15 protein-coding genes are annotated in these 12,595 nt (G+C 67.7%); 10 read left to right on the top strand and 5 right to left on the bottom strand.

Annotation, left to right across the window (positions count from 1 at the left end; translation table 11 throughout):
* The first annotated feature begins 76 nt into the window (after positions 1–76).
* The 3 genes from ACVN9Z_RS10965 to ACVN9Z_RS10955 are packed head-to-tail and all read left to right on the top strand — an operon-like array spanning position 77 to position 2,596.
* Positions 77–979 carry a branched-chain amino acid ABC transporter permease gene (locus tag ACVN9Z_RS10965; protein ID WP_006388713.1) on the top strand — a complete coding sequence of 301 codons (903 nt, stop codon included), beginning with the start codon at positions 77–79 and terminating at the stop codon, positions 977–979.
* 1 nt (position 980) lies between these two features.
* Positions 981–1,946: a branched-chain amino acid ABC transporter permease gene (locus ACVN9Z_RS10960; RefSeq protein ID WP_006388710.1), complete on the top strand. Its 966-nt coding sequence runs from the start codon at positions 981–983 to the stop codon at positions 1,944–1,946.
* Positions 1,946–2,596: a GntR family transcriptional regulator gene (locus tag ACVN9Z_RS10955; RefSeq protein WP_020925174.1), complete on the top strand. Its 651-nt coding sequence runs from the start codon at positions 1,946–1,948 to the stop codon at positions 2,594–2,596. The genes ACVN9Z_RS10960 and ACVN9Z_RS10955 overlap by 1 nt, the downstream gene beginning before the upstream one ends.
* Here ACVN9Z_RS10955 and ACVN9Z_RS10950 read toward each other — a convergent pair.
* Complete coding sequence (locus ACVN9Z_RS10950; protein WP_006388706.1) at positions 2,571–3,056, bottom strand: multidrug/biocide efflux PACE transporter; 486 nt, start codon at positions 3,054–3,056, stop codon at positions 2,571–2,573. The two genes, ACVN9Z_RS10955 and ACVN9Z_RS10950, sit on opposite strands and share 26 nt — an antisense overlap.
* A gap of 111 nt (positions 3,057–3,167) precedes the next feature.
* On the opposite strand from ACVN9Z_RS10950, the gene ACVN9Z_RS10945 reads away from it, so the two are divergent.
* Entirely contained in the window at positions 3,168–4,031 is an 864-nt protein-coding gene (locus ACVN9Z_RS10945) for a LysR family transcriptional regulator (protein WP_035183741.1), read from the top strand.
* Between the two features lie 51 nt (positions 4,032–4,082).
* Here the strand turns inward: ACVN9Z_RS10945 and ACVN9Z_RS10940 are convergent, their stop codons facing one another.
* Positions 4,083–4,898, bottom strand: coding sequence for a ChbG/HpnK family deacetylase (locus ACVN9Z_RS10940; protein WP_049054741.1), 816 nt, complete (start codon positions 4,896–4,898; stop codon positions 4,083–4,085).
* Positions 4,899–4,934: 36 nt separating this feature from the next.
* On the opposite strand from ACVN9Z_RS10940, the gene ACVN9Z_RS10935 reads away from it, so the two are divergent.
* Positions 4,935–5,330 carry a GtrA family protein gene (locus ACVN9Z_RS10935; RefSeq protein ID WP_006388703.1) on the top strand — a complete coding sequence of 132 codons (396 nt, stop codon included), beginning with the start codon at positions 4,935–4,937 and terminating at the stop codon, positions 5,328–5,330.
* On the opposite strand, the gene ACVN9Z_RS10930 is transcribed toward ACVN9Z_RS10935, so the two are convergent.
* Both ACVN9Z_RS10930 and ACVN9Z_RS10925 read right to left on the bottom strand, forming a co-directional pair.
* A complete protein-coding gene (locus ACVN9Z_RS10930; RefSeq protein ID WP_053089428.1) occupies positions 5,287–6,876 on the bottom strand; it encodes an ArnT family glycosyltransferase in 1,590 nt (529 codons plus the stop codon). The genes ACVN9Z_RS10935 and ACVN9Z_RS10930 overlap by 44 nt on opposite strands.
* Positions 6,876–7,928 carry a glycosyltransferase family 2 protein gene (locus ACVN9Z_RS10925; RefSeq protein ID WP_458213388.1) on the bottom strand — a complete coding sequence of 351 codons (1,053 nt, stop codon included), beginning with the start codon at positions 7,926–7,928 and terminating at the stop codon, positions 6,876–6,878. Before ACVN9Z_RS10925 ends, ACVN9Z_RS10930 begins: the two co-directional genes overlap by 1 nt.
* 268 nt (positions 7,929–8,196) lie before the next feature.
* On the opposite strand from ACVN9Z_RS10925, the gene ACVN9Z_RS10920 reads away from it, so the two are divergent.
* The 5 genes from ACVN9Z_RS10920 to ACVN9Z_RS10900 all read left to right on the top strand — a co-directional run bounded on the left by ACVN9Z_RS10920 (position 8,197) and on the right by ACVN9Z_RS10900 (position 12,330).
* On the top strand, positions 8,197–8,700 hold the full coding sequence (locus tag ACVN9Z_RS10920; protein ID WP_047993464.1) for a GNAT family N-acetyltransferase: 504 nt from the start codon (positions 8,197–8,199) through the stop codon (positions 8,698–8,700).
* A gap of 149 nt (positions 8,701–8,849) precedes the next feature.
* Positions 8,850–10,058: a sodium/glutamate symporter gene (gene gltS, locus ACVN9Z_RS10915; RefSeq protein ID WP_054485491.1), complete on the top strand. Its 1,209-nt coding sequence runs from the start codon at positions 8,850–8,852 to the stop codon at positions 10,056–10,058.
* A complete protein-coding gene (locus ACVN9Z_RS10910; RefSeq protein ID WP_026382468.1) occupies positions 10,055–11,557 on the top strand; it encodes a TAXI family TRAP transporter solute-binding subunit in 1,503 nt (500 codons plus the stop codon). The genes gltS and ACVN9Z_RS10910 overlap by 4 nt, the downstream gene beginning before the upstream one ends.
* Before the next feature lie 42 nt (positions 11,558–11,599).
* Positions 11,600–11,863, top strand: coding sequence for a hypothetical protein (locus ACVN9Z_RS10905; protein ID WP_006388697.1), 264 nt, complete (start codon positions 11,600–11,602; stop codon positions 11,861–11,863).
* A complete protein-coding gene (locus ACVN9Z_RS10900) occupies positions 11,863–12,330 on the top strand; it encodes a YaiI/YqxD family protein (protein WP_006388696.1) in 468 nt (155 codons plus the stop codon). Before ACVN9Z_RS10905 ends, ACVN9Z_RS10900 begins: the two co-directional genes overlap by 1 nt.
* A gap of 27 nt (positions 12,331–12,357) precedes the next feature.
* Here ACVN9Z_RS10900 and ACVN9Z_RS10895 read toward each other — a convergent pair whose 3' ends face one another.
* Positions 12,358–12,525 carry a hypothetical protein gene (locus ACVN9Z_RS10895; RefSeq protein WP_006388695.1) on the bottom strand — a complete coding sequence of 56 codons (168 nt, stop codon included), beginning with the start codon at positions 12,523–12,525 and terminating at the stop codon, positions 12,358–12,360.
* Positions 12,526–12,595 lie beyond the last annotated feature (70 nt).

Raw genomic sequence — 12,595 nt, 5'->3', positions numbered from 1 at the left:
GTTCGAGCCGCCCGCGGCGCGCGGCAACGCGCGCCTCCCGCAAACCGACGCGTCCCGTGTCCGATCGCCGCCCACTATGTTCGACATCTCGCTTCCCGCCCTGCTCGCCCAACTGCTGGTGGGGCTGATCAACGGCTGCTTCTACGCCATCCTCAGCATGGGGCTGGCCATCATCTTCGGCCTGCTCAACATCGTCAATTTCACTCACGGCGCCCAGTTCATGATGGCGGCGTTCCTGGCGTGGATCGGCTTCACCCAGCTGCCGCAACTGCTGGGCCCGGGCGCGCAGATCAACTTCTGGGCGGCCCTGGTGCTGGCGCCGTTGATTGTCGGCGCGGTCGGAGTGGTCATCGAGAAGACACTGCTCAAGCGGCTCTACCACCTGGACCACCTGTACGGCCTGCTGCTGACCTTTGGCATCGCGCTGATGATGGAAGGCGGATTCCGCTACTTCTACGGCATTTCCGGCGTGGGCTACGAGCCGCCCGAGATCCTGCAGGGCGGCTTCGACCTGGGCTTCATGTTCCTGCCGGCGTACCGCGCCTTCGTGGTGGTGGCGTCGCTGCTGCTGTGCCTGCTGACCTGGTACCTGTTCGAGCGCACCCGCCTGGGCGCGCTGCTGCGCGCCGGCACCGAGAACGCCCGGCTGCTGCAGGCCTTCGGCGTCAACGTGCCGGTGATGATCACGCTGACCTACGGCTTCGGCGTGGCGCTGGCCGGCGTGGCCGGCGTGCTGGCCGCGCCCGTCATGCAGATCAACCCGCTGATGGGCTCCAACCTGCTCAATATCGTGTTCGCGGTGGTGGTGATCGGCGGCCTCGGCTCGATCATGGGCGCCATCGTCACCGGCCTGGCGCTGGGCCTGCTGGAGGGCCTGGCCAAGGTGTTCTACCCCGAAGCGTCCACCGTGGTCGTGTTCATCGTGATGGCGGTGGTGCTGCTGACGCGCCCCGCGGGCCTGTTCGGCAAGGAGAAATAAGGTGTCGCGCTTTCCTCTTTCCATCCGCATCCTGGCGCTGCTGCTGGTGCCGGCGCTGCTGGTTCCGTGGTTCCCGCAGATTGTCTATCCGGTCTTCGTCATGAAGGTGCTGTGCTTCGCGCTGTTCGCGCTGGCCTTCAACCTGCTGACCGGCTTCACCGGCCTGGTGTCGTTCGGCCACGCCGCCTTCTTCGGCTGGGCCGGCTATGCCGCTGGCGAGATGATGATCCTGTACGGCGCGGCCGGCCTGCCGCCGGAACTGGCCATGCTGTGCGGCGTGGCCATGGCCGCCGCCATCGGTTACGCGATTGGCTGGCTGGCGATCCGCCGCACCGGCATCTATTTCGCGATGATCACGCTGGCCTTGTCGCAGGTGGCGTATTTCATGGCGGTGCAGGTTGGCTGGACGCGCGGCGAGGACGGCATGCAGGGCATTCCGCGCGGCAAGTTCCTGGGCCTGGTCGACCTGAGCGCCGACACCAACATGTATTACTTCGCGCTGGGCGTGTTCGTGCTGGGGTTCCTGTTCGTCTACCGGGTCATCCATTCGCCCTTCGGGCAGGTGCTCAAGACCATCCGCGACAACGCGCCGCGGGCGATTTCGCTGGGGTACGATACGGATCGGTGCAAGCTGCTGGCGTTCGTGCTGTCGGCCTCGGTGGCCGGCCTGGCCGGTTCGCTCAAGGCGCTGGTGCTGCAGCTGGTGGCGCTGAACGACGTGTCGCTGGCCACCTCCACCGAAGTCCTGCTGATGACGCTGCTGGGCGGGATCGGCACCGTGTGGGGCCCCGTGGTGGGCGCCACGCTGGTCGTCAGCCTGCAGAATTACCTGGCCACCCTGGGCGATGTCGTCACCATCGTCATCGGGTTGATTTTCGTGTTGTGCGTGTCGTTCTTCCGGCGCGGGTTCGTCGGCGAATGGCTGGCCTACACGCAGTGGCGCAAAACGAAGGAAAACAACCGTTGATGGCAGGAGCAGAACCCAAAAGGCGCGCGGCAGACGTCGCCTATGACCAGATCGAAAGCATGATCGCCACCCTGCAATTGCAGCCGGGCAGCGCGGTGGTGGAAGCCGATCTGGTCGAAAAGACCGGCCTGGGCCGCACCCCGCTGCGCGAAGCCCTGCTGCGCATGGTGGCGGCCGGGCTGATCCGCCAGGAGCCGCGGCGCGGCCTGCGGGTGTCGATGATCCAGCTGGCCGACCACATGGACCTGATCCAGACCCGCCGGGCGCTGGAGCAACTGATCGCCGCCAGCGCCGCGCGCCGCGCCACGCCGGCGCAACGCGCCCAGATCGTCGAATGCGCGACACAGATGGTGCGCGCGGCCGAGGGCGGCAATCTGGACGACTACATGCAGGCCGACCAGTTGCTCGACCACGTCTGCCACAGCGCCTGCCGCAACGTGTCGGCGGTGAACGCGGTGGAACCGCTGATCATCCAGTGCCGGCGCTTCTGGTACGCCTACCAGCACGAGGGCGACATCGCCGAGGGCGCGCGCCGCCACATGGCCATGGCCGCCGGCATCGCCACGGGCGACGAAGCGGCGGCCATCCGGGGCGCGGATTCGCTGATGGACTACCTTGAGATGTTTACGCGCAAGGTGATTGACGCGTAGCGGGAGCCGGCGCGGCGTCCTTGGCGCCGCGCGCCAGCCACGCCATGACGCGCGGACGGGCGCGGTCGTACGCCAGGTTGTAGAAGAAGGCGTACGGCAGGTAGAACAGCACCAGCGCGATGTCCAGCACGAAGGCCTGCCACAGGCTGATGTTCAGCCACCAGGCGGCCAGCGGGATCACGATGAGGATCAGCCCCAGTTCGAAGCCGAACGCGTGGATCACGCGCACGCGCAGGTTGCGGGTGATGCCCAGGCGGTTCTCCAGGCGGTCGAAGCCGGCGTTGTAGATCATGTTCCAGACCAGCGCGATCCAGGCGATCACGGCGGTCAGCACGCCCATTTCGAACAGCGACTTGCCCATGGCCCAGGCGGCCACCGGCGCGCACAGGCCGATGGCGAGGATTTCGAACAGGAAAGCGTGGATGAAGCGCTCTTTGATGGTTTTCTTGGCTTGCGTCATGACCCACCTCTGAGGTCGTTTGTTTCAGTGACCGAGAGATTTTCGACGATATTTCCGGTACGATAAAGATGATATCCATCGGAAAAACCGATAATGAAAACGCCCGCCGCCATGCGCCACTCCCTGGAGTCCCTGGCCACCTTCGCCCAGGTGGCCGCCGAGGGCACGTTTTCGGCGGCGGCCCGCAAGCTGGGCAAGAGCCAGTCCACCGTCAGCGAGACCATCGCCAATTTGGAGGTCGACCTGAACGTGACGCTGTTCGACCGCAGCCAGCGCCAGCCGGCCTTGACCGAGGCCGGCCAGGTGCTGCTGGGCCAGGCCCTGCAGGTGCTGGCGGCCAACGACCGCCTGAACCGCAGCGCCAGCCAGCTGTCGGCGGGGCTGGAACCGCGCCTGACCGTGGTGCTGTCGGATACGTTTCAGTCCGAAACCTTTGAGAACATGCTCAGCCAGATCGACCAGCGCTATCCGGCGTTGCGCTTCGAATGCCTGATCGCGGAATACGAGGACGTGGTGGCGCTGGTGCAGCAGGGCCGCGCCCACCTGGGGCTGATGGCGGCGCAGGAAAACTACCCGCCCGACATGGCTCACGCGACGCTGCGCGAGGCCTCGGAAATCGTGCTGTGCGTGGGCCGCGGCCATCCACTGGCGACCTTGTCCGGGGTGACCAAGGACCACCTGAAGACCGAACGTGAATTGCGCCTGAGCACCTACGAACTGGACGACAAGGCCCCCGCGCCATCGCAGTCCACCTGGTCGGCGCCGGGCTATCTGATGTTGCTGGAAATGGCCACGCTGGGATTCGGCTGGGCGGAGTTGCCGCGCTGGATGCTGCACCGTTTCGGGCGCGGACAGCTGGTGGAACTGGCGGTGCCGGGCTGGCCGCGCCAGATCCGGGTCGACGCGGTGTGGTCGACGCGCCGTCCGCTGGGGCCGGCCGGCGCGTGGCTGCTGCAAAGCCTGACGCGGGCCTAGGGCCTGTTTACGCTGAAAGGCGCCTCGCAGGCGCAGCCAACTACCAGGGCGCTAGCGCGCCCCCGAGGGCAGGCGCGAGATGCGCACGCCGTTGGCGAGCATCCAGTCGCCCAGCTTGGGGCAGGCCAGCACGTCGTATTCGGCACGGCGCTGGCGCGCCATGGCGCCGCCGTCCCGGGCATCCTTGGCCGGGTGGCACATCAACAGGTCGCCATCGCGCGCGTTGAACAGCCAGTTCTGCAGCAGGTCGGCGTAGCGCCGGCGGCCTCCGTCGAAGCCATACACTCCCAGCAACCGGCGGTTGGTGCGCAGACCCTCGCGGTCAGCCCGGCGGCCCAGTTCCGCCGCGCCCAGCGCGCCGATGATGCGGGCCTTGATCGATTCCTTGAGGGGAATGCCGCAAAGCATGCCCGGCGCGGTCTGGCGCAGCCAGGGCCGGTGCGCGCCATAGCGCTGCTTGAGCGCCAGCAGCAGGCGATCACGCACCACCGGCAACTGGTGCACGTGCTGATGCCCGTCCACGTAATCCGGCGCGCGTCCGAATGCGGCCTCGAAGGCGTCGAACTGGCGCGCCAGGTGCAGGTCGACCCAGGCGGCGTCCAGCCGGCCGGTGTAGGCCCGCAGGATCAGCCGGGACAAAGACGGCAGGTCCGCATCGCCATCGCCCAGGCGTTCGGTCAGATTCACATGCAGGCCGAGATCGGCGTCCATCAACGCCAGCCGCGGCGCGTTGGCGACGAAGGTCGGGCCCAACGACAGGCAGCTGATGGCGCTCAGCCGACGCATGCCCGCCAACGCGATCATGCCTTCATCGATATCGGCATTCATGCCAAAATCATCACCGCAAACCACGATGCGCTTGGTCAAGTTCTCACCTCGCTTTCTTTCTTCGACACGCCCCACATGCGCGCCCTGCTTCAACAAGTCAGCCTGTTCATCGCCGTCGGATGCGCAGCGGCCGCCACCCACTGGGGCGTCGCGGTCGCCTGCGTCGAAGGCCTGGGCGCCGCTCCGCTCCTGGCCAACCTGCTCGGCTGGCTGGTGGCGTTCGTCGTTTCCTTCAGCGGACACTACCGGCTTACGTTCAGACATTCGAAAACACCCTGGACCATAGCAGTACGCCGTTTCTTCTTCATTTCAGCCGTCGGCTTCATCATCAATGAATCCGCTTACGCCTGGTTGCTGCGGGTAACGTCGGTTCCCTATGACGTGCTGCTGGCCCTGATCCTGATTGCGCTGGCGGTGGCCACCTTCATCACGAGCCGGCTGTGGGCGTTCCGCCACAGACCCGCTGCTTGAAGGCGGCATCCGACACGACCTGCCAGATCACGTATTTCACGCTGTTCGCGACCGGCTCCAGGCCCGCCAACGCCCGATAGGCGCCCGCGTCCGACCGTGTGCCCCAGACCCAGTAGCGCGCGCCTTCGGGCGCCGCGCACAGGCGGGACTGGAATTCCTGCGGACTGATCAACACTTGCCTGCCCACCTCGGGCTCGAACCTGGCCGCGTCGTAGAGTTCCTTGCGCCAGTTGTCGCGCACCGGCACTTCCGGATTGAGCCAGTCGTCCACCACCCAGGTTGGCCTGGGCGCCTGGGCGTACAGCGCCAGGTCGAACGGATAGGTGTGCAGCGACACATAGGTATCGCCGGGCTTGGCCAGCGGACGGATCGTCGCGGCCAGCGGGCCCGCGCTGCCGCGGGCCGAATGGGCGGCGATGCCGATGGCCAACACGCAGATCGCGGCGCCAACCCCTGCGCAGACGCGCACCAGGCGCGGCGCCAGCGCGTCGGCCTTGTCGCGGCTCGCGGCCACGATCACTTCGACCAGCAGGAAGGCGAGCGGCGGCACCGCCGGCAACACATAGCCCACCAGCTTGGAATTCGGCAGTGAAAAGAACCCCACCACCACCACGAACCATACCAGCGCCAGGCGCCGCAGATCGCGCTGCGGCCCCGCCGCCCAGAACGCCTTGCGCAGGATGCCGCCGCCCCACAGCGACCAGGGCAGGCTCAGTCCCACCACCACCGGCAGGTAGAACCAGAACGGCTGGGCGTTGTTGAAACCGGTGGCGGCGAAGCGCTGAAAATGCTGGTAGACGAAGAAATAGTCGTAGAAGCCCGGATAGCGGACCTGCATCAGGACGAACCACGGCATGGCGACCGCCGCGAACACCAACAGCGCGGGCGGCCACAACAGCGCCCCGAGCGCGCGCCAGCGGCGCCCCCAGACCAGCCAGATGAAGAGGATGGCGCCGGGCAGAACCAGGCCGATCAGCCCCTTGGCCAGCACCGCCAGGGCCGCCAGCGCGGCGGCGGCGAGCGACATCCACCGATAGGCCTGGCCGCGCTCCAGGCGCAGCACGGTGTCGGCCGCGGCCAGCACACACAGGGTGATCATGCCGGCCACCAGCATGTCGAGATTGGCGAACTGCGCGCCGCCGTAGAAGAAAGGCAGGGTCGCCAGCGCCAGCACGGTCAGCGTCGCGGTGGCGGCATCGCGATAGCGCCGCAGGAAACCATACAGCGCGGCGGCGGCGGTCCATGCCGCCAGCAGCGACGGCAGGCGCGCGGCCCAGGGATGCACGCCGAACACCGTGAACGACAGTTCGGTCAACCAGTAATACAGCGGCGGCTTGTGGAAATAAGGCATGCCGTCGAGCAACGGCACGGCGTGCGAACCGCTGCGCAGCATGTCCCAGGCGACACCGGCATAGCGGCCTTCGTCAGGCAGCGTCAGCGGCCGCACCCAGGCCAGGAACGCCAGCCAGACGCCGACCGCGAGCAGGAACCATCCCGCCGGCGGGATCCAATCGGAACGCGCCGGCCGTTGCATCGCGGCGGCCATCAGGATGCGACCTTGTCGGAATGGGAGGCTCGCCCCTGGCGGCGGCGCACCACGAACAACGGCCGTCCCTTGACCTCGTCGAAGATGCGCGACACGTACTCGCCCACCACGCCAAGCGAGATCAGGTTGACGCCGGCGAAGAACAGCACGGCCGTCACGATGGTGGTCCAGCCCGACACGGCATTGCCGGAGACCAGGTAATCGATCACGAGATAGCTCGCATAGGCCATTGCCAGCACCGCGAACAGCACGCCCACCAGGCTGACCAGGCGCAGCGGCCAGGTCGTGAACGCCGTCAATCCATCCAGCGCGAGGCGCGCCAGGCGCATGCCCCCGAAACGGCTGTCGCCATGCATGCGCTCGTCGGGCGTATAAGGCAGCGCTTCACCCTTGAAACCGACCCAGGCGTACAGGCCTTTCATGAAGCGGGTGCGCTCGGGCAACGCATTCAGTGCGTCCACCACGTTGCGGCTCATGAGGCGGAAGTCGCCAGCGTGGGCCGGCACGTCGACGCCGCGGGCGCCGCTGAGCAGCTTGTAGAACCAGCGGGCGCCCGTGCGCTTGAGCCAGGATTCGTCGGCGCGGGTCTCGCGCACGGCATAGACCATTTCGGCGCCGGCGGCCCAGCGCGCCAGCATCTGTTCGATCAGGGCCGGCGGATGCTGCATGTCGGCGTCCAGGCAGATGATGGCGTCGCCCGTGGCGCTTTCCAGGCCGGCGCTGAGCGCGGCCTCCTTGCCGAAATTGCGCGACAGCTGCACGTAGCGGAAGCCATCGTATTGGGTCCATTCAGCCATCAGGGCCTCGGTGCCGTCGGTGCTGCCGTCGTCGGCCACGATGATTTCCCAGCCGGTGCACAGGGCCGCCAGCCGGCTGCGCAGCAACGGCAACAGCACGCGCAGGTTCTCGCATTCATTCAGGCAGGGAATGACGCAGGTGACGCAGGCGTCGTAAGGCACGTTGGCAGCGGCCGTGCGCCAGATCGCTTCCACGGGAAGCGCTTTGGCCAGGACTTGCTGCCCCATGGGCTCGGACCGGAATTGAATGTGCATAAGGCTCTGGAACTGGAATGCGGGACGTTATGCCCGGCAGTATGCGCAAGCCCTCGTCGAATTTTCATGAAATGCTTTCGGTATCGGACTCGTCGCAATCGAGGCGATTCTAGGCAGGCATGCAGCCAAATGTATGAAGCGCCGTTTAGGCTCCGTAAACCTCTGTCCCCGATTTGTGAAAGGGCGTAAAGCGGCCCCGGCCCCGGCATCGGTAAAATGCGCGAAGCTCTTGTTTTCAAAGGTGGTTATGCAATATCGAGTCCGCCCCATGCTGGCCGGCGACATGGACGGCATCCTGGCAATCCAGGCCGGCGCCTATCCGGGTTTCCTGCTGGAGAGCGCTGATTTCTTCCTGAACCGGCTGACGCTGGCGCCAGCCCATTGCTGGGTGGCGCAGGCCGACGCGATGCCGGATTCCCCGCACCTGCTCGGCTATCTGGTGTCGTACCCGTGGGACGCCGGCCTGCCGCCCACGCTGGACGCTCCGCTTGCCGCCCTGCCCGAGCGTCCGGACCACTGGTTCCTGCACGATTGCGCGGTGGCGCCCTCGGCCCAGGGGCTGGGCGTGGGACAGGCGCTGTTGCGCACGGCCGCCGGCCATGCCGCGCAAACCGGGTTGCAACGCGCCAGCCTGGTGTCGCTGGGTTCAGCGGTCGGTTATTGGACGCGGCATGGCTACGCCCCCGTCGCGGCCGGCGGCCGGGAACTGGCCGACAAACTCGAGGGCTACGGCCCCCAGGCCAGCTACATGGCGCGCGCCTTTCCGCTCTGACCGGCGCGGCACGCCCCCGCCCCTGCTCGTTGCCGCACGCATGCCGCGCCGCCGGCGTCCCGTTAAGATGGGAACGCAATCCCGGAAAGACATGGCGGCAACGGTTTCCACAGCCTGACTTCGCTGCGCCCGCGGGCGCGAAGGTTTCCATGATTTCACTCTCGCCCGTCCAATCCCTGCTGGCCTGCTGCCTGGTGCTGGCCATCGGCCGCGTCCTGACCACCCGCATCGGCGTGCTGGCGCGCTACAGCATTCCGGACCCGATCGTCGGCGGCCTGCTGTTCGCGATCGGCGCCTATGCGCTGTCGACCTGGGGCGGCCATGCCGTTTCCCTGGAAACCAGCATCAAGCCGACCCTGTTGCTGCTGTTCTTCGGCTGCATCGGGCTGACCGCCAACCTGAAACTGCTGGCCAAGGGCGGCCCGCGGCTGATCGCCTTCCTGCTGGCGCTGATCCCCTTCCTGGTATTGCAGAACGCGGTCGGGCTGGGCATGGCCTGGCTGCTGGACATGCATCCGCTGATGGGGCTGCTGGGCGGCACCATCACGCTGGTCGGCGGCCACGGCACGGGCGCGGCCTACGCCACCCGCTTTGCGGACGTCAACAATATCCAGGACGTGATGGCGCTGGCCATGACCGCCGCGACGATGGGACTGGTGCTGGGCGGCGTGGTCGGCGGCCCCGTGGCGGAATGGCTGATGCGCCGCCACAAGCTGGCCGGCAGCCTGGATCGCCAATCGGCGGCGGGCCACGAGGCGCCGGACCTGAGCGAAGCGCAGGCGCCGTCGACGGCCGCCTCGTTCATCACCTCGATGACCGCCGCCTTCGTCTGCCTGGTGGCGGGCGGCTACCTGGCCACGCTGGTGGAAGGCGCGCCGGTGAGCCTGCCCAACTTCCTCTGGTGCCTGGCGACCGGCGTGCTGATCCGCAATGGCGGCGAACGCCTGGGCCTGAAACTGGACGACCGCGCCACCGAGATCATCGGCACCATCACCCTGTCGCTGTTCCTGGCCATGACCATGATGACGCTGGACCTGACCAGCGTGGCGCGCCTGGCCGGGCCCCTGGCGCTGATCCTGGCGGTGCAGACGCTGTTCTGCGCGCTGTATTCGGCCTGGGTGGTGTTCCGCCTGCTCAAGAGCGACTACGAGGCCGCCATCATGTCGGCCGCCTTCTGCGGCTTCTCGCTGGGCGCCACCGCCACCGCCATCGCCAACATGCAGGCGCTGACGCGGCGCCATGGCCCCGCGCCGCAAGCCTTCATCGTGGTGCCGGTGACCGGCGCATTCCTGGTGGACATCCTCAACGTGATCGTGCTGACCTCGTTGATCTCGCTGCCGTTCGTGGGAGGAATGTGACCATGCTCAAGCGCATCCTCCTTATGGCCCTGTGCCTGCTCGTGGCAGCCTGCGGCCGCGCGCCCGATACCGACGCGCTGCGCGCCGACGTCGAACGCGGCCTGGCCGCCACCTACGGCGCGGGCCTGTTCCGCATCGACCAGCTCAAGAGAATGGGCTCCGCCACCGACAGCAGCGCTCCGGCAGGCGAAACCCGCCGCGTGGTCTATTACGACCTGCGGCTGGAAGTGACCCGCGACATCGCGCTCGGCGCCTGGGACCAACCCGGCGCCGCCGCCCTGGTAACGCTGCTGGGCGCGGGCCCGCGCAGCATCAGCGGCGTGAAATCCAGCGGCAACCAGGCTGGCGACCAGATCGTGGCGCATGCCAGCGCCATCTACCGCAAGGAAGGCGAAGGCTGGACGCTGGTGACCCCCGCCGGCTTCAAGGCCGCCGAGGCGCCCTCATTGGACACCGGCGCGCCGCCGCCCGTGACGCAGCGGCTGCTGGACACGCTCGACCAGATCACCCATTCGGTTGCCTACAGCGCCTCCAGCACCGCGCAGCACGTGGTGCAACAGGAACTGGAACGCTCGGTCGCCCGCATCAATGGCCGGCTGGCGCGCATGCAGCAGGGCTATCCGCTGGCCGGCGGACCGGACCGGGGCGAGTACGTCACCTTCGCGCGCGCGCTGGGCGCGGTGGGCCAGGCGCGCCAGATCCGCGTCACGCCGCTGATCACCGGCGGCGGCGCCGAGAACATCGCCCTGCTGCGCAGCGGCGACGCCGTGGTCGGGCTGGCCCAGGGCGATACCGCCAAGCTGGCGTACGAGGGCCGCGGTCCGTTCGCGTCGCAAGGGCCGTTCGCCGGCCTGCGGGCGCTGGGCAGCCTCTATCCCGAAATGGTGCATATCGTCGTGCGCGACGACGCCAAGCTGCGCGGCGTGCGCGACCTCAAGGGCAAGAAGATCGCGCTCGGCGCGCAGGGTTCGGCGGTGCGGGCCACGCTGGAAGCGGTGCTGGCGGCGCATGGGCTGCAGCCTGGACGCGACTACGAGGCGGTTCCCACGCCCTTCACGGCTTCGCTGCCGGCGCTCAATGCCGGCCTGATCGACGCCGCGGCGCAGGTGATCGGCATTCCCGCCACGCCCCTGCGCGACGCCCTGACGCAGGCCCACCTGAAACTGCTGCCGCTCGATCCGGCCGCGGTCAAGACGCTGGCCGCCCAGGACAACGCGCTGATGCCCCTGGAAATCGCGGCGGGCACCTATCCGAACCAATCGGAACCGGTCGCCACCATCGGCACCGCGGCGCTGCTGCTGACCACGTCCGACCTGACGCGCGATGAGGCCCTGCAGGTGGTGCGGGCGGTCTACCAGACCGGCCAGGACCTGCTGGCCGCCGGCTCGGCCCAGGGCGCCCAGGTCAACATCGCCAACGCCCGGCGTGGCCTGACCGTGCCGTTGCACGACGGCGCCGAGGAAGGCCTGGCCGCGCTGGAGAACGCAAAACCCCGCTGACCGCGCTTGCGCTTATGATGGCGCTCCCAATCAGGAATATTCATGAACAAATTCGATCTGCAGAAGAACCAGGCGCTGAAACTGGCCGGCCAACTCAAGCAAGCCGGCACGCCCGACCGCTTCGGCGCCGCCTCGCAAGTGCCCGACCGCCGCGAGCAGCGCAAGCTCGACCAGGCCGCCGGCCTGGTGCCGTTTCCGCTGAAGCTGTCGCAGGCGCAGGCGGACCAGCTGCGCGCGGCCGCCGCCGAACGCGGCCTGAGCACCAACGACATCATCGCCGAAGCCTTGCAGAAGGCCCTGGGCTGATGCATATCTGGGTCGACGCCGACGCCTGCCCCGGGGTCATCAAGGACATCCTGTTCCGCGCCGCGCAGCGCTGGCAGGTGCCGGTGACCCTGGTGGCGAACCAGGCGCTGCATACGCCGCCTTCGCCACTGATCCGGGCGGTGCAGGTGCCGCGCGGCTTCGACGTGGCCGACGCTCACATCGCCGAACGCGCGGTGGCCGGCGACCTGGTGATCACCGGCGACATCCCGCTGGCGGCGCAGGTGCTGGAAAAAGGCGCCATGGCGCTGAACCCGCGCGGCGAACGCTATTCGCCCGAGACCATCCGTGAACGGCTGGCGCTGCGGGACATGATGGAGGAATTGCGCGCGAGCGGCGTGGACACGGGCGGACCGTCTTCGTTCAGCCAATCCGACCGCAAGGCCTTCGCCAACCAGCTCGACACCCTGCTGGCGCGCGCGGCGCGGCTGGCCGCGCCCAAGGCCTGAACGACGCGGGCAATGCGCCCGGCCGCGTCAATAGAACGTGATGTACGCCTTGTAGATGATGGTGCCGATGGCCGTGATAAGGCCGATGCCCATCAGCCCCATGCCGATGTTGCGATCCCGCAGCCCAAACCCGAGCAGCATGAGCGCCACGCCCGTGACGATGATGATCAACATGGTGTTGGTGCTGGGGTGCATGAAGGTCTCCCGGTAAACGACGCGTTTCGCGTCTCAGTCTGCGTTTGCCTTTGCTCTTGCTTTTGCATCC

This window comes from Achromobacter sp. KK8 (assembly GCF_054188005.1).
The sequence above is the reverse complement of the archived record's forward strand: the minus strand, read 5'-3'. Positions and strand labels throughout refer to the sequence as shown.